19 protein-coding genes are annotated in these 22,589 nt (G+C 35.1%); 11 read left to right on the top strand and 8 right to left on the bottom strand.

Going from position 1 to position 22,589, the window contains the following annotated elements:
- Positions 1–3 precede the first annotated feature (3 nt).
- Together B2W36_RS15790 and B2W36_RS15785 are read right to left on the bottom strand one after the other, a co-directional pair.
- Positions 4–3,384, bottom strand: coding sequence for a SusC/RagA family TonB-linked outer membrane protein (locus tag B2W36_RS15790; protein WP_293888620.1), 3,381 nt, complete (start codon positions 3,382–3,384; stop codon positions 4–6).
- Positions 3,385–3,401: 17 nt separating this feature from the next.
- A complete protein-coding gene (locus tag B2W36_RS15785; protein WP_293888618.1) occupies positions 3,402–3,776 on the bottom strand; it encodes a hypothetical protein in 375 nt (124 codons plus the stop codon).
- Between the two features lie 963 nt (positions 3,777–4,739).
- Here B2W36_RS15785 and B2W36_RS15780 point away from each other — a divergent pair.
- The 7 genes from B2W36_RS15780 to B2W36_RS15750 all read left to right on the top strand — a co-directional run bounded on the left by B2W36_RS15780 (position 4,740) and on the right by B2W36_RS15750 (position 11,647).
- A complete protein-coding gene (locus B2W36_RS15780) occupies positions 4,740–5,369 on the top strand; it encodes a hypothetical protein (RefSeq protein ID WP_293888616.1) in 630 nt (209 codons plus the stop codon).
- 12 nt (positions 5,370–5,381) lie between these two features.
- Positions 5,382–5,900: a hypothetical protein gene (locus tag B2W36_RS15775; protein WP_293888614.1), complete on the top strand. Its 519-nt coding sequence runs from the start codon at positions 5,382–5,384 to the stop codon at positions 5,898–5,900.
- A 41-nt stretch (positions 5,901–5,941) separates the two neighbouring features.
- Positions 5,942–6,157 (top strand): hypothetical protein, encoded by a 216-nt coding sequence (locus B2W36_RS15770; protein WP_293888613.1) that lies wholly within the window; start codon positions 5,942–5,944, stop codon positions 6,155–6,157.
- A gap of 109 nt (positions 6,158–6,266) precedes the next feature.
- Complete coding sequence (locus B2W36_RS15765) at positions 6,267–6,998, top strand: hypothetical protein (RefSeq protein ID WP_293888611.1); 732 nt, start codon at positions 6,267–6,269, stop codon at positions 6,996–6,998.
- A gap of 126 nt (positions 6,999–7,124) precedes the next feature.
- Positions 7,125–8,345, top strand: a complete 1,221-nt coding sequence (locus B2W36_RS15760) for an HNH endonuclease (RefSeq protein ID WP_293888609.1) — start codon at positions 7,125–7,127, stop codon at positions 8,343–8,345.
- Position 8,346: 1 nt separating this feature from the next.
- Complete coding sequence (locus B2W36_RS15755) at positions 8,347–9,969, top strand: TIGR02391 family protein (RefSeq protein ID WP_293888608.1); 1,623 nt, start codon at positions 8,347–8,349, stop codon at positions 9,967–9,969.
- A gap of 13 nt (positions 9,970–9,982) precedes the next feature.
- On the top strand, positions 9,983–11,647 hold the full coding sequence (locus tag B2W36_RS15750) for a hypothetical protein (protein WP_293888607.1): 1,665 nt from the start codon (positions 9,983–9,985) through the stop codon (positions 11,645–11,647).
- Between the two features lie 101 nt (positions 11,648–11,748).
- Here B2W36_RS15750 and B2W36_RS15745 read toward each other — a convergent pair whose 3' ends face one another.
- The 3 genes from B2W36_RS15745 to B2W36_RS15735 are packed head-to-tail and all read right to left on the bottom strand — an operon-like array spanning position 11,749 to position 17,309.
- On the bottom strand, positions 11,749–13,353 hold the full coding sequence (locus B2W36_RS15745; protein WP_293888606.1) for a response regulator receiver domain: 1,605 nt from the start codon (positions 13,351–13,353) through the stop codon (positions 11,749–11,751).
- A gap of 1 nt (position 13,354) precedes the next feature.
- Positions 13,355–16,252: an ATP-binding protein gene (locus B2W36_RS15740; RefSeq protein ID WP_293888604.1), complete on the bottom strand. Its 2,898-nt coding sequence runs from the start codon at positions 16,250–16,252 to the stop codon at positions 13,355–13,357.
- The gene (locus B2W36_RS15735; protein WP_293888603.1) at positions 16,230–17,309 is read right to left on the bottom strand and encodes a DNA cytosine methyltransferase; all 1,080 of its coding nucleotides are present in this window, start codon (positions 17,307–17,309) and stop codon (positions 16,230–16,232) included. The genes B2W36_RS15740 and B2W36_RS15735 overlap by 23 nt, the downstream gene beginning before the upstream one ends.
- Before the next feature lie 164 nt (positions 17,310–17,473).
- Here B2W36_RS15735 and B2W36_RS15730 point away from each other — a divergent pair, with 164 nt between their 5' ends.
- A complete protein-coding gene (locus B2W36_RS15730) occupies positions 17,474–17,956 on the top strand; it encodes a very short patch repair endonuclease (protein WP_293888602.1) in 483 nt (160 codons plus the stop codon).
- A 5-nt stretch (positions 17,957–17,961) separates the two neighbouring features.
- On the opposite strand, the gene B2W36_RS15725 is transcribed toward B2W36_RS15730, so the two are convergent.
- The 3 genes from B2W36_RS15725 to B2W36_RS15715 form a co-directional block, all read right to left on the bottom strand.
- Positions 17,962–18,921, bottom strand: a complete 960-nt coding sequence (locus tag B2W36_RS15725; protein WP_293888600.1) for an HNH endonuclease — start codon at positions 18,919–18,921, stop codon at positions 17,962–17,964.
- A gap of 38 nt (positions 18,922–18,959) precedes the next feature.
- Positions 18,960–19,202 carry a hypothetical protein gene (locus B2W36_RS15720; protein WP_293888598.1) on the bottom strand — a complete coding sequence of 81 codons (243 nt, stop codon included), beginning with the start codon at positions 19,200–19,202 and terminating at the stop codon, positions 18,960–18,962.
- Positions 19,203–19,515: 313 nt separating this feature from the next.
- Positions 19,516–19,797, bottom strand: a complete 282-nt coding sequence (locus B2W36_RS15715; RefSeq protein WP_293888597.1) for a hypothetical protein — start codon at positions 19,795–19,797, stop codon at positions 19,516–19,518.
- A 389-nt stretch (positions 19,798–20,186) separates the two neighbouring features.
- Here B2W36_RS15715 and B2W36_RS15710 point away from each other — a divergent pair, with 389 nt between their 5' ends.
- Genes B2W36_RS15710 through B2W36_RS15700 form a run of 3 tightly spaced genes read left to right on the top strand, consistent with a single transcriptional unit; the run spans position 20,187 to position 22,587 of the window.
- Positions 20,187–20,504 carry an HTH domain-containing protein gene (locus tag B2W36_RS15710; RefSeq protein ID WP_293888595.1) on the top strand — a complete coding sequence of 106 codons (318 nt, stop codon included), beginning with the start codon at positions 20,187–20,189 and terminating at the stop codon, positions 20,502–20,504.
- The gene (locus B2W36_RS15705) at positions 20,494–21,735 is read left to right on the top strand and encodes an erythromycin esterase family protein (protein WP_293888594.1); all 1,242 of its coding nucleotides are present in this window, start codon (positions 20,494–20,496) and stop codon (positions 21,733–21,735) included. Before B2W36_RS15710 ends, B2W36_RS15705 begins: the two co-directional genes overlap by 11 nt.
- Before the next feature lie 3 nt (positions 21,736–21,738).
- Entirely contained in the window at positions 21,739–22,587 is an 849-nt protein-coding gene (locus B2W36_RS15700; RefSeq protein WP_293888592.1) for an ABC transporter ATP-binding protein, read from the top strand.
- Positions 22,588–22,589: the final 2 nt, after the last annotated feature.

Here is a 22,589-nt window from a genome sequence, read left to right as displayed (position 1 = left end):
TTATTAAAAGTTTGCATTTAATCCCACACTATAGGTACGAGGTATAGGCATTAAAGGTGAATCAGGATCCTGGCCCTTCTTATTGGCTTTCCAAATCAATCCTATGTTATTAGCATAGACAAAAAGCTGGAGTTCTCGTATACCGATCCTATTGATACCTTTGCGAAAAGCCAACCGGATATCCTTTAGGCGAACTGCACTGGCATCTTCAATTAGTGCTGTCCCATATTTGTAGAAGCTCTCCCGATTACTGTCAAAGGGATATACCATTGCCGGTACATTCGTCCAGTTTTCGTCACCAGTATGCTGCCAACGATATTCATAATCGGGCTGCATGTAGTTAGTTATTAATTCTGTGTAGTTGACTGATCCCCGCCTGTATTTATAGCCGGCTTTAAAAACGATATTAAAACTGAGATCAAAATCACGATATCGAAAGGTGTTCAATAAGCTCCCAAAGCACGTCGGTGTTGCCGAGCCTGAATACACTAAATTGGCACTATTGGAACTGTTCATCATCGCGCTATAATTTTGGCTATCCATTCCGTCGAACCGCCCTATCGGGTTTCCTTCACTATCGAGTCCTACATACGGAAAGCTAAATAAAGCGTATAACGGAAATCCTTCCAGCGGGTTTATATAGTTGCCTGTTACCACGTCAAAGTTATTACTCTGTTTGGCTTTATAATTTGTAATCTTGTCGCTCACCAAACTCAAGATTGCAGTCGTTTCCCACTTTAATGCACCAAGGAGATTGCGGCTATTGACCGTAATATCCCAACCTGTCGTCAGCATATCAGCCGCGTTGCCCTTTATGGTAAGCACACCCGCCTGCGGAGCAAGTGGACTGTTTGCAATCAGGTCGGTGCTTGCTTTACGATAATATTCTAGAGATCCCATCAGCCGCTTTTTGGCCGTTTCGAAATCCATTCCAAAATTCCATACACCGACCTTTTCCCAGCGTAGGGATGGATTCGGCGGATTGGAGATTTTTAAATAGTAGTTACCGAAGCTATTGATACCCGTACCTGCCAGTGTGGTGAGATAAGCCGATATTGATTTGTCCAGATTACCATTATACCCATAAGAAGCCCTTAGACGTAGCACAGGTAAAGCTTTGATACCATAAAAGTCTTCGTTCGCTAGTTGCCATAAGCCACCAATAGACCAAAGCGGCACCCCTTTTTGATTTGCTTTTACACCAAATAAATTAGATTCATCCCTACGGGCGCTCGCAGATAAGGTGTAGCGATTATTGTATGTATACGATCCATTAAAATACAGTGAGCGGTTGCGATCTATTGCTTTTCTATCAGCAACACGACCAGGTATACGCGAACTTCCATATCCATAATACTGCGGAAATTCTTTCGAGAAATCGATCGAATTATTAGCTGATATGCCAGTTTCAGGATCATAACCGTAGCGCCTATCGCTGGACGATTCAGTTTTATAATCCCTGATTTCAAATCCAGCCAGTGCGTGGATCTGATGATTACCATACTGTTTGTCAAAATTAAGCTGTGCTCTTCCAGCCTTATTGGTGTACCGACTATTGTCCTGATCTAGAATATCACCCAATGCAATGGGTCGGGTTAACTGACCTGTCGTTACATCTCGTTGCGTAAAAGTATTGATCAGATTCCGCACATAATATGAACTCGATAAATAATGCCGACTATTATCCTGTATTCCTTTTTGAAACAGGTAATCCGCTGAAAAATTAAGCCCCGACAAAATCTTCCCTTCAATACGATGATTTAATCGATAATCCGTTTCATTGATGAAGCGGTCTGCATTAAGCTCATGAGCAGGATAGTATGACCATGCTAACATTTGATCGGTATCGATACTTTCTACAAAACTTTCGCGTAGCTCTTTCACTGTGGGCAATGCACTGCCCATTTCGTCAAACATTCGCTCATAGGGATATCGCGGTGTCAAGTAAGGGGAACTTACGCCCTTCCTATCACTTTCAGTAAAAAAAATATCCGAAGAAATGGTCAATCGATCTTTCCAGATGTTAAATGAATTTTTTGCTGTAAGCGAATAACGTTGGTCTAACTGATTGATAATGGTACCGCGATTCCGATCATAGCCACCCGATAAAAAGTATCTATGTGCGGCACCACCACCGCGTATTGATACAGCATACTGTTGATTTACAGCCGACTGATAAATTGTATTGTAGATATCGTGCCGGCCGTCGTAATTTTTCAGTTGATCTATGAAAGCGGCAGAGTCGGCTGCAGAAATTGTTCCGTCTTTCCGTTGCTGCAGCATCGCTACTACTGGAGAAATGGCTGAAAACCCATCCGTTACATTCCAAAAATAACCTTTATTGAACAAGTCAGTTTCCAATGCAATATAAGCAGATGAAGAGAGTTGGGGTCGATAAAAAATATCCGGCTTTTGACCTAATGTTATGTTCGAAACAAAGTTTACTTGTGCTTTTTGAATTGCGCCTCTCTTGGTATTGATCACTATAACACCATTACCCGCCCGTACCCCCCATATTGATGCAGCAGCTGCATCTTTCAATAGTGTAATCGATTCGATATCATTGGGATTGATGCTTTCCAAGGAACCTTCGTACGGAAAATTATCTAGCACAATTAGTGGAACTTGATTTCCATATATGGTACTGTTACCACGTATAGTGATGGGGGAACTGCTTTCAGGATTTTTATTAAATACAAGGCCATTTGTCACTCCTTCTAGCCGATCGATGATATTGGTGCTTACGCGCCTATTCAATAGCGCGTTATCCACCTGCACAAAACTTCCTGTGGCTCGTTCTTTTGGAATCTTTTGGTAGCCGGTACTCACCACCTCCACTTCGTTCAATTGATTCTCCAATGGTATTAATTGAACAGCCATTGATACCCCTGCGACATAGGATAGCTCTAAGCGCTTGAATCCCATATGGGAAAACGAAACAGTACCTTTGGGATTAATGACGTGTAGTGAAAAGGAACCATCAACTTTAGTAGAACCTCTACCCTTTTCGCCTTCGACGCGGATGGAGACACCTTGAATCGGTTTACCGTCAATAGACGATACGACGGTACCGCTGATGGAGATCAACCCTTCCGCCCCGCTGTCCTTGCGGGGCGTTTGAGCTAATAAACTAAACATATGAACTATAAGGAACAGGATTAGAATTGCCCTTATATGAAACATTTCTTTTAAGGTCTTAGGCATCGGTATAAGGGTACATACCGACGTGATCTGCCGAAGACTATATACTATACAACTGAGGGAGTACTTTTTATCCCACGCGCGCTGCACTTTTTTTAAATTATTTTTTATTGCATCCTTTACGGATATTTGATGGGCTACCTTATCCAATAAGGCAGCCATCAGATTTGATCTGTTTGTCATCTGCTTATTGTTAAAGGTTAGTCGCCTAATCGTTTAAAAATGTCGTGAATCCGCTTTGTCATGGCGAGTTCTTGTCTCGTTATCTGGGTAGTGTCAGCGTCAGAAATATCAATGCTATCGATTCCAATGGCATTGGTATGTGCCATAAAATAGGCTACCACTAAACGAAACAGATCTGCTGTAAAAACATGTTTATGGCTGACTACATAAATTTCGTTCATGTAATTGGTATCGGCATGGTTCTTTAGCAATAGATCGAGTGTTCGCTGAATATTGATGAGGTCGTATTTGACCCAAAATTCTTCGATTTTTTGAACAGGGTCGTACCCTTCATCGTGTATTTCATATAAAGCGAGGTCTAGCGCTATTAAATTTGAATATTTTTGGTTCATTTTATTGGTTCAATCAAGATGACTTTAGGCTTACTCTTCAATTTTAAAAGAGCATACCTTTCCCCTTTGCATTTCTTTGCATTAAAAAAAGGGTTGTCATTTGCAGTTTATTTTAAAAACTACATGTATAACAAATAAAAAATTAACAAAATCCCGCAAAGCGCCGCGAGGCGGTTACAAAGCATTGATTAGGGGGACATTATGGCGCTTCCTGTCGGGAAAGATAAAAAACCGATCTGTAAGCATAATAAAATTATGCTTAATTTCCTCTTACTTTTTTGGAACAATAAAAATTAAATGCTAATTTTAAGTTATCGACGCTTAAATAGAGATTTTAGATTTATTATTAACCTGATCTAGAGGAAATGTTTTAAACACACAGATCGGAAAACCTTGAATAAGGGAGTACTTATTTGTAACTATCGGCATAATTAATATTGGCGATAGCAAGCCTCTCCTATATTGGTTTTTAATGATTTATTAAACTATTCAGGTGCGCGGATAGCGTTCTTTATGGGAATAGTGTCGGCTAACCGATGGTCTACGTCAAGGAGGTAAACTGTGGTTCTCTGATGGATTTTTACTTTTCGTTTTATCATAATTCAATTTTGTTTATAAAACGATTTGACCCGAAAAACTTAAGAAAAAAAGGTGGCTAAATAGACCAGTTGGCGCCTCATAACTTAAGTTCATGGTTCCGCCAGAAACCTCCTTCTTATCCGAAGATTCAAAGGTCGCCACAAAAGTTAACGAGGAACGCCATACTGGAATACTATGCTAATATAAACAATTCCAGCAATAGGCGATCACTCGGACAACTCGTGGCAATCTGGCGGATTTAGAACGAGTCGACATCGTTAGTGTTGGATCGCTCCTGCACTCAGTGTCGCTATAAATACAAAACAAAGATATATAAATAATTAGAAATATACAAATTAATCGAATTCTATTTTTCAAAATTTTATGGAAAACTCCAGCGAAGGTAAATTTAGGAAGAAAGCGAAGGAATTTAGGTTGCATTTTAACCTTTCTGAGGAAGATATTGATCAATTGCTTAAGGGGCAAGATTTAGTGTATTCGAAGGTAGAATCTGGAAAAAGGACAATTACTTTGGAACTGGCGGAAAGCTACCCATTTGTCGTATACGGCATTGAGTATTGCGTATTTAAGAGAGACGAGACGACGTTTCCTGAATATGAAAAACTTCCATTGGCAACACGAGAATTACTCGAAAGTAAGTCAAATTCTGGCAATAAAGTAGGTTCGAAAGGAACAAAAAACAAAGCGAGCTATGTCGTAATCGTGATTAAAGATTTTAAGAAAGGTCATAAATTCATTAAGTCGGAGATAATTTCCGTTCTACCCCCGCCCCTCAATCTTGAAAAATCAATTGACTGGAATAAAGGTTTATTGGCAGGGATCGTGAAGAATACAAACACATCAAAGCATTGGGTGGACGAGAATGGCAAAAAGTGCAGAGAAGCAATCTATGAAATAATTCGAGAAGTTGACTCTGAACTTTTAGAGAAAGCAAAAAAAAGTTTTGATCCAGAGGCATTAAAAGAATTCGAAGAAAAATTAAGGGAAAAATAAATAGAGGATGAAATGACAAAGAAAATATCTGACGTAAGAATTGGACAAATTCCTCTTGGAATTATACCAATAGAGGGATTTTCCGGTGGTATTTGGGAAACCGACGAAATAATAGTTGGCGGTAATGAAACTGACAACTTTTGCTATGTCCTTCTATTTCCTTCAGATGAAGACGGCTATTCTTCTGGATTCGGTGAACGCAAATTTCAACTTTGTTTTGCTTTTGCCGAACAGTTACATCAATGGAAATTCAAGGAAGATGTTATTGTCTATTATTTTAAAATTGACAATAGCATTGTTCCTAACATACCGGCTTTGTCTCATCCGTCAATTCATATCTTAAGACAGTTTCCATCTATAAATCTAACCAATTTTGAATTCGATAAAGTGAAATATGAATTTACTAGAATTCACGAAGAAATGAATAGGCTTGATATGCTTGAAGGAATTATTTTTTTACGAATAGATATCATTTTCGAAGAGACATACAGGTTTATTGAGAAAAGGTATGCGAATAATACAAATGCTTAACACATTAAAACAAAAATACATTAACAAATAAACTAAAAACTATGTTATCAATCGGATTATTAATGTACGTTATTTACGGAGGATTTATTGCCATCTGTCTTTTCGGGCTGCACCTTGTTCTATCAAATCTCCTCGGCAAATACCTTATAGCCAAACGCGATCACACCGCAGCACTGCGCGAACAAAATGAAATTTTAAGAGATATTGTGAAAGCTGTTAGACCTAGCGATATTAATACGCCTCCCTCTAATACCTAAGCAGTAATTATGAATAGATATTCGTGAATTCAAAGAGTCGACTAGAATTTATCCATTTTATTTGGACCCGAAAAAATTGTAGAGATCGCCTAAAAAGATTATAAAAAAAATGGATCAACTAAACAACTATGCTGATAATCGACTCATTGATGGATGTATCTATTGTGGTGGTTCTCCTGAAACACGTGACCATGTTCCATCCAAATGTCTTCTCGACCAGCCCTATCCAGCAAATCTGCCTGTAGTGGGGTGCTGTGAAGAATGTAATCAGGGTTTTTCAAAGGATGAGCAGTATTTTGTCTGCCTTCTAGAATGTGTTCTTTGTGGTTCCACAATTCCGGAACATTTTGCCCGCTCGTCTGTGGCTAAAATTATGAACAAACTACCTACTCTACGACAACGTATAGAAGATTCAAGAAGTGAAGTAAACGGGCAAATTGTGTTTACTCCAGAGCATAAACGGATTAATAATGTGATGTTAAAGCTGGCTCGAGGGCATGCAGCTTACGAGCTTAGTCAGCCCTGCCGAGAAGCGCCCAATCATTTTTGGTGTGGTCCCATTAATCTATTATCTGAAGAAGATAAAGAAAAGTTCAGCTCAGCTCATTTTCAGGAAATTTTGGGAGAGATAGGGTCTCGTAATTCACAACGTCTCCAAGTGACAGACATAATAATGCAGTCTGAAAATGGAAAGCAACAGAATATTAGAATGCTGATAAATGATTGGATTGATGTTCAGAATGATCAATATAGATATATCGCAATAGATGATATAGATGGTTTAGTTATTAGGATCGTTATTTCGGAATACTTCGGCTGTGAAGTTGCTTGGCTACATTAGGAGATACCTAATTAAAACACCGAAATCGCATGGTAACCGACACTCCTATCGCCGAAGCCCTCATGAATTCTTAATGCTTTGAAAAATTCCAATCAGATTGAAAAAACTGCTAAACATCATTGAGATATGATATATATACTACCACATATAATCGAGGTTTTAGAACAAGCAAAATCACCGTTAAGAGCCAAAGAGATAGTAGCCCAGTTAATATCAAATAATATTTCTCGGCCTATTGACGTTAATAATCACATCACTTCAGAACAAATAAGAAGAGCCATAAGAGATGATAAAAACAACAAAATTGAAACGATTAAATCATCACCTTTAACTTACAGTTTAAAAAAAAATGATAGTCAACTGTGGGTGTTAAAGACAGTACCTAAAGAAGATAAAGCTTCTCAAACGGATGATTATCAAGACAGTTTAAAAGAATATTACAACTATGACAACCTTGTTGCTAATTCTCAACAGATAAAGGGCGGGGATCTAGCTATTATCATTGATAGGAAGAATATACTTGGATTCGTCAGTATTAGCAGTATTGATAGCTCAATAGGAAGCAAAACTATCAGAAGATGTCCAGAATGTCCTAGCACAACTATAGATAAGAGAAAAACAAAAAGACCTATATATCGATGTAACAAGGGTCATGAATTTGATGAACCTATTAAAGAACTAAAATCTGTAACAAAATATAAAGCAAACTTTGATCATTTTGTTTACTCAATGCTGTCCAACAATGACTTATTGCAACTACGGCCTTTTTACAGCAGTGGTTATAACCAAAATATGTCTATACAAAAGCTCGATTATAAAGCTTTGGATTTATTCCCCAACCTTAAAATATCATCAAATAACGATAAAAAATATTATAACTCTATCCGCTTAATGCCCTATCAAAGCTATACAGAGGAGGACGAAGAAGAATATAAGGTTTCCGATGAGGATGAGAGAGAAATTGTAAAGCGTGGAATAAAGTTAAGAAGAGGGCAACAAAAATTCAGGGATTCCCTTTTGAAGAGATATAATAATACCTGCGTAATAACAGGATGCAAAATCGTAGATATCTTGGAAGCAGCACATATAAGACCATACAGAGGGAAAAATGATAACCAAACTTCAAATGGATTATTGTTAAGGGCAGATATACATACTCTTTTTGATCTAAACTTGATTGCTATTGATCCAAGTAAGATGTCTGTTCACTTTCATCCTAAAGTAAAAGATGAATACTCCCAGTTTGATGGTTTCATTTTATTTAATGACACATTAAATAAACCTAACAAAGAGGCTTTGGCTCTACATTTCAATATTTTTAAATCAATTATCCTTAAAAACCTTTAATATGGAAAACGAATTAAAGTTAAAATTTGAACCCAATACTATTGAACATTTAGGTGTGAAAATGTATTCTCACATTCCGCCAGCAATAGCTGAACTTGTGGCTAATTCCTATGATGCCTGCGCGACATTGGTTCACGTCAAGCTTTACAATAATCCTCAGAAGAGAATATTAATAGAAGACAATGGGATCGGCATGTCGTTTAATGAAATAAATAACAATTTTCTACGAATTGGAAGGAATAGAAGAAAAGAAAATCAAATTAATAATTGTAATAGAAATCCAACGGGGAAAAAAGGTTTAGGTAAACTCGCCCTATTTGGCTTGGGCAATACTGTCGAAATATCTACGACACAGAATCACGTCGAAGTATCCTTTACAATGAAGTATGATCAAATATTAAATTCTGATGGAGAATACAAACCAAACTTTGATATAAGAGAAATAGAAAAAGCTTTCGGCACAACAATCACACTCAAAGAACTCAAGCATAAATCAACCTTCTCATTAAGTTCTTATAGTTCAAGCTTAGCAAGGTTGTTCAACTTCAGAGCGAATGACTTCGAACTTCTAATTTCTCTTGACGACAAGGAAACCATAAAAATCGACAATAAACTCAAATATGAAAATATAACTCCAGAATTTGAATGGTCTAAAGAAGATATATTAAAAATATCTAATGAACCATATGAATACAAAGAAAGTATAAGGGGAAGTATCATAACGACAGAAAAACCGATTAAACCTGAGTTAAGAGGAGTAACCTTATTCGCTAATGGTAGAATGATCAACTCTCCGGAGTTTTTTGGTAAAGCAGAATCCAGTCACTTCTATTCTTATACAACTGGATGGCTAGATGTAGACTTCGTAGATGATTGGCCAGAAGATGTTATTTCAACTAACAGACAATCTATTGATTGGGAAAATGAAAAATCATTAGCATTAAAAAAGTTCCTTCACAATATTTTAACCGCCATCGAAAAGGACTGGAGAAACAAACGATCGCAGAAAAAAGAAAAGGAAGTACAGGAAAATACAGGAATCAATATAGTCAACTGGAAAAGGACTCTCCCAGTTTATATCTCAACGCAGGTTGACACAATAATAAGTAAGATGAATAATTCCGAATTAAGCAGTTCTGATCAAGAGTCTCTACTAAAAGCTGTACACAATATTGCTCCTGAATATCCTTTATTACATTGGAGACACTTACATTCGGAAATAAAGTCTGCTGCTAGAATAGATTATGAACGTCAAGACTATTATCGGGCATTTATTGAAGCGGTAAAAAGGTACATCAACAAAGTTCGTGAAAAATCAAGAAGCACCAATCAAACCGATGCGGGAATGATGGGAACAGAATTTGGGCATCAAAAAATTCTCCAAGTAGCAGCCACCTTCAATAAACCAAATGGTATTAAATTTCATGCAGATACCTACAAGTGTATTGAAGAAGGTCAAAAGTATTTATCTATGGGGATAGTATCTGGCGCTAGAAATCCTATTTCTCACGAAGAAATAGTAGACCTACGTGATTCTGGCCTTTTTTCAGAAAAAGATTGTCTAGATATGCTTAGTCTATTATCTCATTTGTTCAAGCGGCTGGAGGATGCTCCTACCCCTTAAAAAAAAATCTATCATGCCAGTAAACAAGTTACAAAGCCTTTTATTGCTTGAAGCAAAAAGAATCGAAAATAGTACAAATGCAGATCACCTAACGTCTGTCATCCAGATTATAAAAACGATTGATTACCAATATCAGTTTAATTTTGGCTTTGAATATCTTGGTGCAATTCAAAAATTAGGAAAGTACGAATACGGGTGGGGTTATGCCTTTTCATTATTTTACAAAAAATATGCTGGTGAGCTAAAATCGAAAAATGTCTTAAAGAAAAATATTATTGATTGGGCCGATTCTGTAGTTTATCTTGCTGGTGGTATTGAACTTTGTAATCAAGCATTGAATTTCGAGAAGGCTGGTTTAATGAGTATTTCGTTAGAAAATGACCATAGCTTTAGATTTACCAAATTATTCGAAAATGATCATGAAAAATATGAATTATTAAGTCTGCAATATAACCATTACAAAAAAAATATAAAATTTGAAGAGCGCTTGCAACTAGTGGAAAAAGAAACTCCCAAAGTTCGAAGCGAATTAATCAAGTATGTAAAAATATGTAAAAAAAATAGAATTACCTACGACTTACCAACTCGATTATCAGCATTCTACACAGAGTCAGCTTTTCTACTCGTAAATAGTACTTTTACACTTGATGACTTTGAAGAAGATGACAAGTTTGGTGACATCACATATAAAGATTTTATCGATTTTGTCTATTACGTGCAAAAAATAGGCATTTTACACAGGGACTGTTGTGTCGCATTAACCAACAACAACAGAACAATCTCAATGCGTAAAGTTCTGACGCAGATTTTAGATCAACGAGACATTATAAATCAATATTGTATAACAACAAGATTTCCTATTCAAAAAGTGATGAAAATAGTGGACTGTTTTACTCTTAATGAAAACAACATAGGAATACATTTAGGATATCCAAAACCAATCCCTGCTCCCTTTATCAAAATCAAAGGTGATAAATTAATCGTCTCTACTTATGGATGTTTAAAAAATCCAGTGTATTTTTTAAACCGGGAATTAAAGAGAAGATATCCAGAAGACTTTTTTAATGCTGTAAATAATAGAGAAATTAGATTTCGCAATCAACTATATGAAATATTTAAGCAGGATAATTTTATAAAAATATACGAGAATGTTATACTAAAAGCTCCAAATGGTAAAATTCTAACAGACATTGACGCTATCGTATATGACAAAAAATCAAATAGTTTAGGACTTTTTCAATTAAAATGGCAAGACAATTTTACCACGAACATTAAAGAACGACGAAGCAGAATATCAAACCTCATTGCCAAATCAATTGAATGGATTGACAAAGTGGATGGATGGATTAAAACTGAATCTCATAATAACATATTGAAGGTTTTAAAAATAAATGGTGAAAAATCCATCTCTAAAGTTCATTTATTTGTAATATCTAGAAACCATATGCATTTCACCAATACGGAACTTGATGATCGTGCTATATGGGCGTCCTGGTTTCAGGTAGAGGAAGCCGCAGATACCGTGTTTGTTGTACCTTCTGATGACCCAATTTTAGATTTCACCAATAAAATAGAAAAGCTGTCTCCCCAAAAAAGGCTTCTACCACCAGACAGTAAAGTCGTATACACTAATAATCAAACTATAGAACTGTCTAAATTTAAGGTAATAATTGGTTAACAATAGTGAAAAAATTAGAATAGTGCTTGTTCAGGACTAAGAACTATTCTAATCTTAGGTTAATTACCCAATGACAAAGTTTGAGTTACACTCCCCAAACTCTACATTTTAACAAAATCAACCCCAACTCGCAAAGGATAAGAAAATGCATGATTAGCAATCCTCTGAGCATAATTTTGTCGAATTGTAGAAATATAACGTACCAACCTATTTTTCCGCTCTCCTTCTTTATTTAAATAGTAAAGTTCAATTGTATTTTCTTTATTAATTAAATCTTTACCTTCAAGCACTTTATATTGCAGTGGTTTGATATAAATAGGAACATATTTAGATGCTTCTTGCGGAACATCTGTCCACCTCACAACCTTATTGTTTGGTAAAAAACTAATAAATGCAGTATCTCCTAATTTCAATGCTTCTTCCAATTTAATATGCTCACCTTCAGCAAAAAAATAATTTCTCTTTATTTTCTCCTGTGGTCTGAGACAATCACATAATGGTGTTAAACAGATCAAATATTTATCTTCATCTTCAAACTTAAACACGTCTCCAAAATTAATATAACCGCCAGCTTTATTAAGGGTAAATGAGTTGTAGAAAACATTCATTTTGTGACTGTCTTCCTTTTTAACTAGACTCGTTGAATCGTATAATTGATTATATACATCTTCTGATAAAAGAGGTGAACTAGTATCCCTCAATGACAAATTCATTTTTTCCAGAAGTAATTCCTTAATAAATTCTTCATAAAAACCATCTAGGCCATCTGCTTTTAACTTATTCCGATGCTCAAATAAGGCCTCTCTGCTGAAATTGACTTTATTGTCTTTGTTTATAATTCCTATTCTAAAAATCCTATTGAAGAAATCGATAGTCAAAAGCTGGTTGTAACTATCAATATCATTTATAATATGATCAAAAAAATTCTCTAATAAACTATCTGGGTTATTCTCTTTCTTTTTGAATATTGTAATAATGGTATTATTGATTTCCAATAAATATTTATCCTTATTTATGAAGCTTGGGCAAGGAAGTGGGTGTTCTAATTCTTCATGAAAGCTACTAAGATTTGAATTAGATATTTTATAAATAGCACATGTATTATCATCTATCGATGCGCTTTCTTTAAATCCCTGTATTTGAGTGAAATATTTTCTCAATAACAAGCCAATCCCTTTTTTAACATTAGGATTATCTCTTCCCAAACTAATTTCATGAAACTCACTAAAATCAAAACCTTCTTCAAAAAATGTCTCTGTATATTCTTTGTATTCCGTAAAAAGTTCTTGAGTTAAATTGGAATAATTGGTCAAAATCCGCTTAAATACATTGTCCAAATTATCTTCGCTGGTATAGATTACGCAAAAATGTACGTTTGGTTTATTAATTATTTTATCTAGAATTTTTAAACTTTCAACCTCGCCTGATTGCCCTTTTAAATTCCAATCCAATAAAATCAAATCCCTATTATCTAAACAATAGTCAATCCAATTTTCGTCAGTTTCGTTATTAGAATAATATTTTATCGATTCTAATGACACACCTGATTTTCTAAATTTGGTATACAACTCTGTAGACAATCGCTCCTCATCTGAGCCAGTCAATGATTCATTAGTTTGGTTAAACTCACGAGCATTGTCGTCAATATAAATTGCCGACTTGATGTTATCTTTTAAAATCCCTTTGGCGATATCTATATAAGGCATATTAGTCAACTTTGTTTTTGATTATAAAGCACGCTCCATTTAAGTAATTATACTTTTTATCGTTGGTAGCGTAAATATCTAAACCCGATTCATTTAAACTTTGCTTTGATAAATAGAGTCCTATCCCCCTCCCATTTGGCCGTTGTGAATAGAATAATTCAAAAATTTTATCAATTCGATAATCGGGTATTTTTTCACCTGAATTGGCTATAACTATCTCTTTGGTATCAGGTAGATAATCGAGTTTAATAACTTGCTGTTCTCTATTTCTCAACCAATATATAGCATTATTGATAATATTGAGAAATACAGTGTGTATTATGGGCTCTTTAATATTAATCCTATGATTTCTAAACGATTCTGTAACATCAATAACAATATTAGATTCAAGAATTTGGTTTTCAAAAAATCTAAACAAATGATTGTAGATATCAATACCACTAACATCCTTCTTTAGTGCCCCTGAGATCCTATACAAAGGTGATAATAAGGCATACTTATCCTCCAATTGTTTGAAATTTTTATGGAGGAATCCAAATTCTTTAACTGATCTAAAATTATCCTTAGCCGCTAATGCACTAAGTTGATTATTTATCGTTGAATACAATTGATTAAACTCATGATCTATAATTTCAACTGCAATTCCCAATTGAGCCGTATCCCTTGTTTGTTCCCATTGGTATTTCATTTGATCATATTGCGCTTTGTAAGCTCCTTGAACCTGTTCCTCATCGATATCAAATGATAAGCGATTGATGTGATCTACTAAGGGGAATAAGGTTCCTTGTGCCTGACTTAACAAAGAGGAATAGAGTTTTTCAATTTCAACACTAACTGTAGAAATCTGATCTTTAGATACTATTTCATCAATTATACTCTCCTTATTTTCCGAAATAGCATTAATGAATTTTTGAGATCTTTCGCTATACTCCTTGATTATAGCATTCGTTTTATCTTCTAAAATCCGCTTATTGAAATTTAGCTCTTTTTCCAAAGAAGAAATATACGAGTTATATCTTTTAGTAAAATCAATCTTAAGATCTCTTATTTCAAGTCTTTCTTGAGCTTTTCTATTTATTAATTCTCGTCTTGGAGTCGTTAATTCAATGTATTTACTTAAACTATCTTGAAATTTGTATAACCTTTCATTTTGAGTATCCGTTGGCTTATAGCGCTTAGGTACTTTAGGAATTAAACTTTTAAGATCTAAATCCATCTTCTGCAACTCATCTAAAATTCTCTCAACCTCGGAATATGTAACATTTATATGTGCAAAATTATCTTCAAGTTCATTCAACAAACTTTCATATCTACTTTGATGTGCTTCTAATTTCTTAGGGTACTCATTCAAAGATTTAGTAAATGCTATTTTCTCTGCTTTTTCTCTCACTTTATCAGCCTTCAGAGCTTCGTGCTGATCATTTAATTCTTTCTTTTTATCTAAGAATAAAGATTGTTTTGCTTCAGTAGCGAAATAATCGAGAGCAAGAGTCGTAAAAAAATGGATAGCGTCATGAGTAAAAGCTCGATATTGTGCATTATTGATTAATCCCTCTCTGCTTGATTTATCTTTAAGATCTTGATTCCGATCTCTTGTAAGATCTAAGTAACCATACATTCGTCTATATGAAAAATAATATGTACCTGCTCTTTTAGATCTCCTCTCTTCAAAACTTAAAAAATCTGCATTTTCTCGTCCATATGGCAAAACTCTAAAATCATCCCGAAAAATATAAAGTCCACCATACTCGGCCACTTTACTCTTCAAAGCAGCAAACTGACTTTCTGTCAAGGATGATGACTTTTCTTCACCTTGAGAATAACCTAATTCAATAGGAATTCTACCATAAAAACTTCTTCGGTCCTTTTTCCTTGGATTTGTATAAGTATATTTAATTATTTGATCATAAATTCTAACGTCACCTTTAAAAGATCCATTTCCATCAAATTCTCCTTTTATATAAACATCTGCTAAATCAAAATCAGCTCTATTAAAGAAATTACCTCTGGAGGTCAATAAATCAATAGGTCCTTCTCCCGAATTAATCAAAAAGGAACTATTTATATTAAAGTTAAGTTTTTTATAAGGATTTGTAAAAGCAGTTAAACTAGAAACAACAAATTTACGATCTTCCAGACCATCATCATCCCTTTCAAATAAATCAATGATTTGATCAATAGGATTAAAAGTTAAAAAAATAGTACCCGTATTGTACTTTGATTTTTCAAACCATTTGATAGCAAAATCTAATATAGGTTCCTCAATAAGAGTCTTAGTAGTTTCATTAATTATATGATCACGTAGTTCTTTTTGATTATTCTCCCATATTGGCTGTCTATCTAAATTAAACTCTTTGTCGAAATTCTTTAAAAACTCATCCTTTAAGGTTCTAAATACACGAGGAAGTTCCTCTAGATCATCCATCCCTCGAGTGGGAATAATCACATCGTCTAAAAATAGATTATAGTTCTCTAGCAAACGCCAATCAAAGTAAACAGCTTGCAATGGGTACCCAATTTTCTTTGTTAACATTAACATTGGATTCCCGACAAAAGCAATTGATAATCGACCTATCCCCTTTTCACCCGCCTTAATACGAGGGAGTTTCCAAAGTGTATCTTCCCCTTCAACATCCATCTCTGCTCTGGATTTTGAATCTGTTCCTAAAACCAGCCATTTATCTAAAATATCAGAGCTCGACATCCCCTTCCCATCATCCGCAATGACAAAATAGTCGCTTTCTAATCCTTGATATCCTTTTTTAAACAATTCTGCATTAAGATTGTCTGCATACGCGTCATAGCCATTTTTCCATAACTCAGTTATGGCAGTCGGCAAATCTGCAATCTGTCCCTTACCTAATAAATCTACGGCTCTAGCTTTTGTTCTGAACTGCATTGTGGTTATTTATAATTGATTCACCAACTGCTTTTGCATAAGTGGGCGGAACAGCATTACCAATCATTCTAGCAGTAGTAGCAATACTTTTCGTCATAAAGATATAATTTTTTGGGAAAGATTGCAACACTGCTCCTTCTCTCAAAGAAATTGCTCGATCCTCATATGGATGAACAAAGCGCCCATTAGAAATACTGAAAAATTTTGTAGTTATTGTTGGCGCTGGTCTGTCCCACCACATACGTCCATATATATCTTTAAACCCATCCACTTTACCATAATGACACGGGACAGCCAATTTCTTATCAAAGACATATGACAAACGAGTTCCGCCATTTTTGGGCGTTACAGCCAACCTTTCTAAATTTAATTTGTTTAGACCAGCCACAGTGTGCATAAATTTGGAAGAATCTTTATTTCCAGGTGATACTTTGGGAAATCCGTTATGCTCACCGATCACATCTTGCACTCTTAGTTTTTCTCCAACTCTCGGAAGTGGCTTAAGCTCGGCATCAGACACTCTATTAGCAATTAAAGTAAATCTCCTTCTATGCTGAGGCACACCATAATTACTAACTTCATGCACTTCTGCGTGAACATTATAATCATTTGCTTCTAACCAAATTATAAATTCATCCAAACCGCTCTCTCCCTTTCTACGTAATACACCAGGCACATTCTCAACGACAACATATCCAGGATTAAAATATTCGACAAAACGGCGAAATTCTTTTAATAAATCTTTCGACTTAGTAGATTTGCTCTTATCTGTTTTTATTATACTCCAGAATTGGCAAGGACTGCAACCTATTAATAGCAAATTGTCATCATTCTTTTTCAATTTGAGTGTTTCTTCAAGTTCCTTTTCTTTCAACTCGAATACATCCTTGTGCAGGAATTTTGAACCCTTGATATTTGCCTCATATGTCTCCTTACAGGTTATGTCAAAGTCAATACCCGCTATAACCTCTATACCAGCCTGTTGCATACCACAGCTCATACCTCCCCCCGAACAGAAGAAATCAACAGCTTTAATATGTTTCTCGTTTGTAGCCACTTACAAAAAATAATGTTAATATCCAAAAAAAATGTGTACCGCTAATATCCGGATTTTTTTTCGAACAAAAAAACGAGCATAATTTGAAAACAGTAAATTATATTTAATTGATTTCAGATCTGAATGTTTTAGTCACTAAATTTAATATTCTTTAACTTTAGGCAATGGCTAACTATGACAATATAAAAGATAGAATTCATGTTCCACGCTTTGAAGAATCGGCTGGTTTCTATACGACCTCAAAGCGCAGCTATAATATGTCTAAAATAAGAAGTCGTAATTCCAAACCTGAACTCATCCTTCGAAAGGCGCTCTGGTCAAATAATATCCGATTTCGCCTGCACGACAAGTCCCTACCCGGAACTCCGGATATTGTGATCAAAAAGTACAAATTGGCGATATTCGTCGACGGTGAATTCTGGCATGGATTTGACTGGAAAAAGAATAAGGAACGTATTAAGTCCAACCGACTTTTTTGGATTCCCAAGATTGAGCGCAACATGCAAAAGGATATTCGCGTCAATAGAGCCTTGCGAGATATGGATTATGTGGTATTCAGGTTTTGGACCCAAGATATTATTAAGAATCTTCCTACTGTGCTAAATCAGATAGAGCTATTTCTAGAAACTAGAAAGCTTTGGAAATAAGTAAATCATTCTTTAAATATATTCTCCCGATGCCAGGCTAAGTTTTCCTGCGATGGATAATAGGATTGTGTTATGGGAAGAGAAATTTGTCGTCCTTTCAATTTCGATAGGCTATAAGGATGATCGTCCAACTCGTCAATATGATCGGAAACCATAATGGTATAACTTTCATCAATACTGACCAGCCCCCTATCAAATGCACGGTGCAAGTTTGGGCACAGTGCTATTCCATTGGTCACCTTGTCGTCATGCGTAACTGCGAAAGGCACGATATGGCACGCATCAATAAAGTTGTACTTAAAGGTAGACCGCATCCGCATACCTGTCATAGCACAGGTGTCCTGATAAAGCTGCGGGATATAGCGTTTGAACAAACCGGATCTGACAAACACATCTTCCTCGGTCTCGATAGAAATATGTTTGTACTGTGCCTCGGGCTCATTCAGAACCAATGATTGTACTTCATGGTAAAAGCCGTCATTCAATTCCTTATGCCGATAGTATGCTACACGCTCATTTGCAAAGTAAGCTGAAAGTAGCTGATCACGGACTGCGGTGCGGTTCAATGGATTACTGAGCAACACGGCAAGCTTATAGTCGAATGCACCGTAGGCCACCATTTCAGATAGTGTCTTGACACTTTTGATATGCGCATTGATCTGAAAACCGGGATTTGGGTATAAAAACCAAAAGTTTTTCCCCACCGCCTTGTCAGACTGCAGATAATAGAATGGCTGTGTAAAGTCTGGCTGATGGCCAGTCCGCACCAGCAGGCGCCAGTTTTCCTGAAACAATCCCACAAGATCAACATTGACTTCGAAGCGATTGTCGATCACTATACCCTTTTCAATAAGTTCGACCAAAGTCAAGAGCAAGATCGGCTTATGTGGTGCCAATCCATATCTGGTGTTGGCCCTCTTGACATGGGTAAAGGCGCTGAGGTAAGTATCTAGTCCGACATTCATAATTGCAAAATAGGCAATCTTTTTAAAATACGAACAGATTAGGAGAGATGAAATCTGATCTCTAGGGCTGGATACCGACTTTTCATCGTTTGATCAGCGAATTCCCTATTCTCAAACTTCCCTTCATCCCATTTCCAATAAACTGGATATAGTTTTTCCTTAGGATCAATGAGCACCCGCCAGGCTTCAAACCTCGTACTGTAAGTTTCCCTAAAAATTTCGATATGTTCTTTAAATTCGGTCATATTGTTACAAAATTTGCTATCTTTTAGTGCAATCATACTATATATAAAGTTAGTAAATAAAAAATGCGAAGTCCTTTCAAACTCCGCATTTCTATAACTTACACACTTTATGAGACAGTGTCCTTAAATCTGAATACATAACAAACCCAGCATTATTCTGTATTTGTGGATGGCTATGCTAACCTGAGAAACGCAATAACTAATCGATAATTTTATATACGCAGTATATTTTGACGCTTTGTTCCACTTTCGTGTCCGAATTTCACTTCTAGTCACTGATTAGGATAAGAGTAGGCTTTAAGCTAAAAATCGTGCAGAAGGCATTAAATATATGCTCTTAATCCATTAATTACATTGGATTCTCTTCACTAGAGGTAAAGTTGTCAATATCCTCGCTCAAGGACACTGTTTTTGCTTTGCCTTTGACCATTGTCTCAGAAACAAAAATTATTTCCCCCTTTTTATTTGTAAAATAATCGGATTGAAGTAATCTAAAATGCCCTTTTCTAAAATGAGGAATTTTTGAGAGACTTGAGCTCTCAATATCCTTAACCCTTTCAGACACAGAGAATGAAGCCTTTAATGAGATTTGGAATTTCGTTGATCTATATAACGCTTGTCCATCTAGCATTTACTCTAGGTGCTTTTTTGAATTCCCAGATAACCTAGTAAATTAGGGCTATGTCATTATCTTTAAGCCACTACGCTATAAGTAACTTATGCGATCATTGAGCACGCCAACATGTACTTTCGCCAGAATATTTAATTTATTAGCGATAAATATATTTCAACATATTCTCCTTCATCAATTAGCAAAATATTTGAAAAATATATAAACATAATAATCAGTTGTTTGCATTTTTTTGAAATAAATTTCATTCATTTTCTATCTATAATTTATAGTATTTATTTAGTTTTTATTTCCGGCAAGTTTATAATTATAAATTTTTATTGTTATATTTACTTAGCAAGTGATCTAATGCTACAACCACATAGTTATAAACGAAAAATAATTTTATTATGGGAATTTCAACATATTTAATGCGCCTGAACCGTTTGCATTTTTTTATTAAAAGGCGGCAAACTGGAACACCTTGTGAATTTGCTCAGAAAATGAATCTTTCAAGAAGTGCACTACTTAAAGATCTTTCTGAAATGAAAAATTTGGGATTTCCAATTGAATATGACAAAACCCGTGGAACTTATAAGTACAATGTTGAAAAGCTGGGAGCTATCTCAGAAACAGATCTTTCTCCAGACTTTTTAAAAAAGATATTTGGAGGAAAAAAGAAGCAGAATATATCAGCGTTATCAATTCAGATATTTTATGACAACTAAAACCGTTTTGTTTACATTTTCGTTACTAATCATTTGTGTATTAATTTTTTATTATTACTGTAGGATTGAAAATGGGGATAAAATAAGTACGGAAAGATCGCGGATTATTAATCTTTCAAAAGATGTCACGTTAGTAAATCAAAATCTTAACGAAGGTTTCAGTTTTAGTGATTCTGTTTTCATTGATAAACAGATCATTATTTTAGGAGAGCAGCAGCATGGAGACGGTGTGACACAACAGATCTATGCTCAGCTAGTCATGCATCTCTATAATAAAGGTTTTAAATCATTGTATTTGGAAGCTCCCCTTTATCGAACCTTCCGATTTTACCAATCATTAGAGCATGGAGCTGGTCTTGACTTTGCAAATGCAGTCTATCCTTTTTGGAGCAGAGCTAAGGAAACACATGATTTAAGAGACTTTATTACATCCAAAGCAACAACAAACGACCCAATGTATCTAGGTGGTTTAGATTTTCAAATTCCTACAATATTTTCTCAAGACAAGATACGTGAAGACTTAATGTTGTATCTCAAGGGTCTAAATGGTTATAATTCCAGTGACTATAAGCACTTTTGGTTTTCGTTGAAAAATAGATTTGGTCCTGTACTTTTTTTTAATTCTAGAACGAAAGAAATGGAATCAAACCGCCAGAAGTGCCTTAAAGAGCTAAAAGGCATGTCTAAGCTAGTCTTATCACAGAATAAAATCAGCTTAAAAGACAGTATATATCATCGCTATATTGAGAATATATATCATTTTTATTATGCAAAAATGTATTTGAAATCGTTAGCTTATAATAACTATAGGGATTCGATTTTATTTGAAAATTTTCGATGGCAAATGGCATTTCAGAAAGATCGTAAAGCAATTGTGTGGATAGCAAATGAACACGCATCTAAAGAAAACCAAGCAAGAAAGACTTTTGGAGGTTTTGTAAAAGATTTTTATAAAAAGAAGGCTTACACAATTTTAACGACTTCCATTGAAGGGTATACGAGAAATATTGCTTCGGGTAATATTCAACGGGTAAATCCTGTGACTAAAAATAATTTGGAATTTGCCCTTAAAAATAAAATTGATTCAATAGCTTTTGTTATTCCTCCTAAAAACAGAGCTGCTGAACAAATGACAATGCGTTTTTATGGATATCACAATCTCGCTAATAACTGGTTTGATAAGCTTGATGCGTTTTTTTTGATAAATAAAATGAAGCCAAATAATTATTAAGATATGGATGTATATAATATTCAAAATTTATCATTTTCAATTAAGAAGAAGCTGATAATTGACAATATATCGTTTTTAATTAAATCACCAAGTATTGTTGGACTTTTAGGGCCTAATGGTGCTGGCAAATCAACATTAATAAATTTGTTAACAGGTGTACAGACTAGGTATAGCGGGAATATAAGTTTTCTAAATAGAAATATTAGAGGAAACGAAATCGAAACAAAATGTGAAATTGCAGCTATTCTAGATCATAGTTCTACCTACGATACGATAACTGTTAGGGAAAATATATGTTATTATATTAAACTGCTAAACGTAAAACCTAAAATTGGTGAAGATTTATTGGTAGAGTTTGAACTGGATAGTTATAAAAATCATAAAGTATCGGAATTGTCGTCTGGGTATAAGCAGCGTTTAAAGATTGTAATCTCTTTATTGCGATCACCAACTGTAATTTTTCTTGATGAACCGTGGTTAGCCTTAGACCCCATAAATGCATCATTTTTGTCTAAAAAGATTAATGAAATATGTTCTGTAAGGAAGATAACATTTGTTGTATCAGGCCATGACCTTTCGGAATTAGATGAACTATGTAATCACTTAATCTTTCTAAAAGAGGGACGAATAGTTTTAGATTTTTATAGAAAGCAAGGAAGTGAATTTATGGTGCATCATGTCAAAAAGACAACTTCTCTAGACGATAGATTTAAAAATAGATTTTTTATTGATACAAATAAGGACTTGGGTTTGATAATTAATGCTCGAACAGAGGAGTTAGATGGAATGGAAGTAATATGTACCGAAATGTATTCATTGAAAGAACTGTATTTTAATTTATTAACTAATTAATG

The sequence above is a fragment of the Sphingobacterium sp. UBA3549 genome (genome assembly GCF_002376635.1).
Taxonomy (GTDB): Bacteria; Bacteroidota; Bacteroidia; order Sphingobacteriales; family Sphingobacteriaceae; genus Sphingobacterium.
This window is presented reverse-complemented; position numbering and strand designations above follow the sequence as displayed.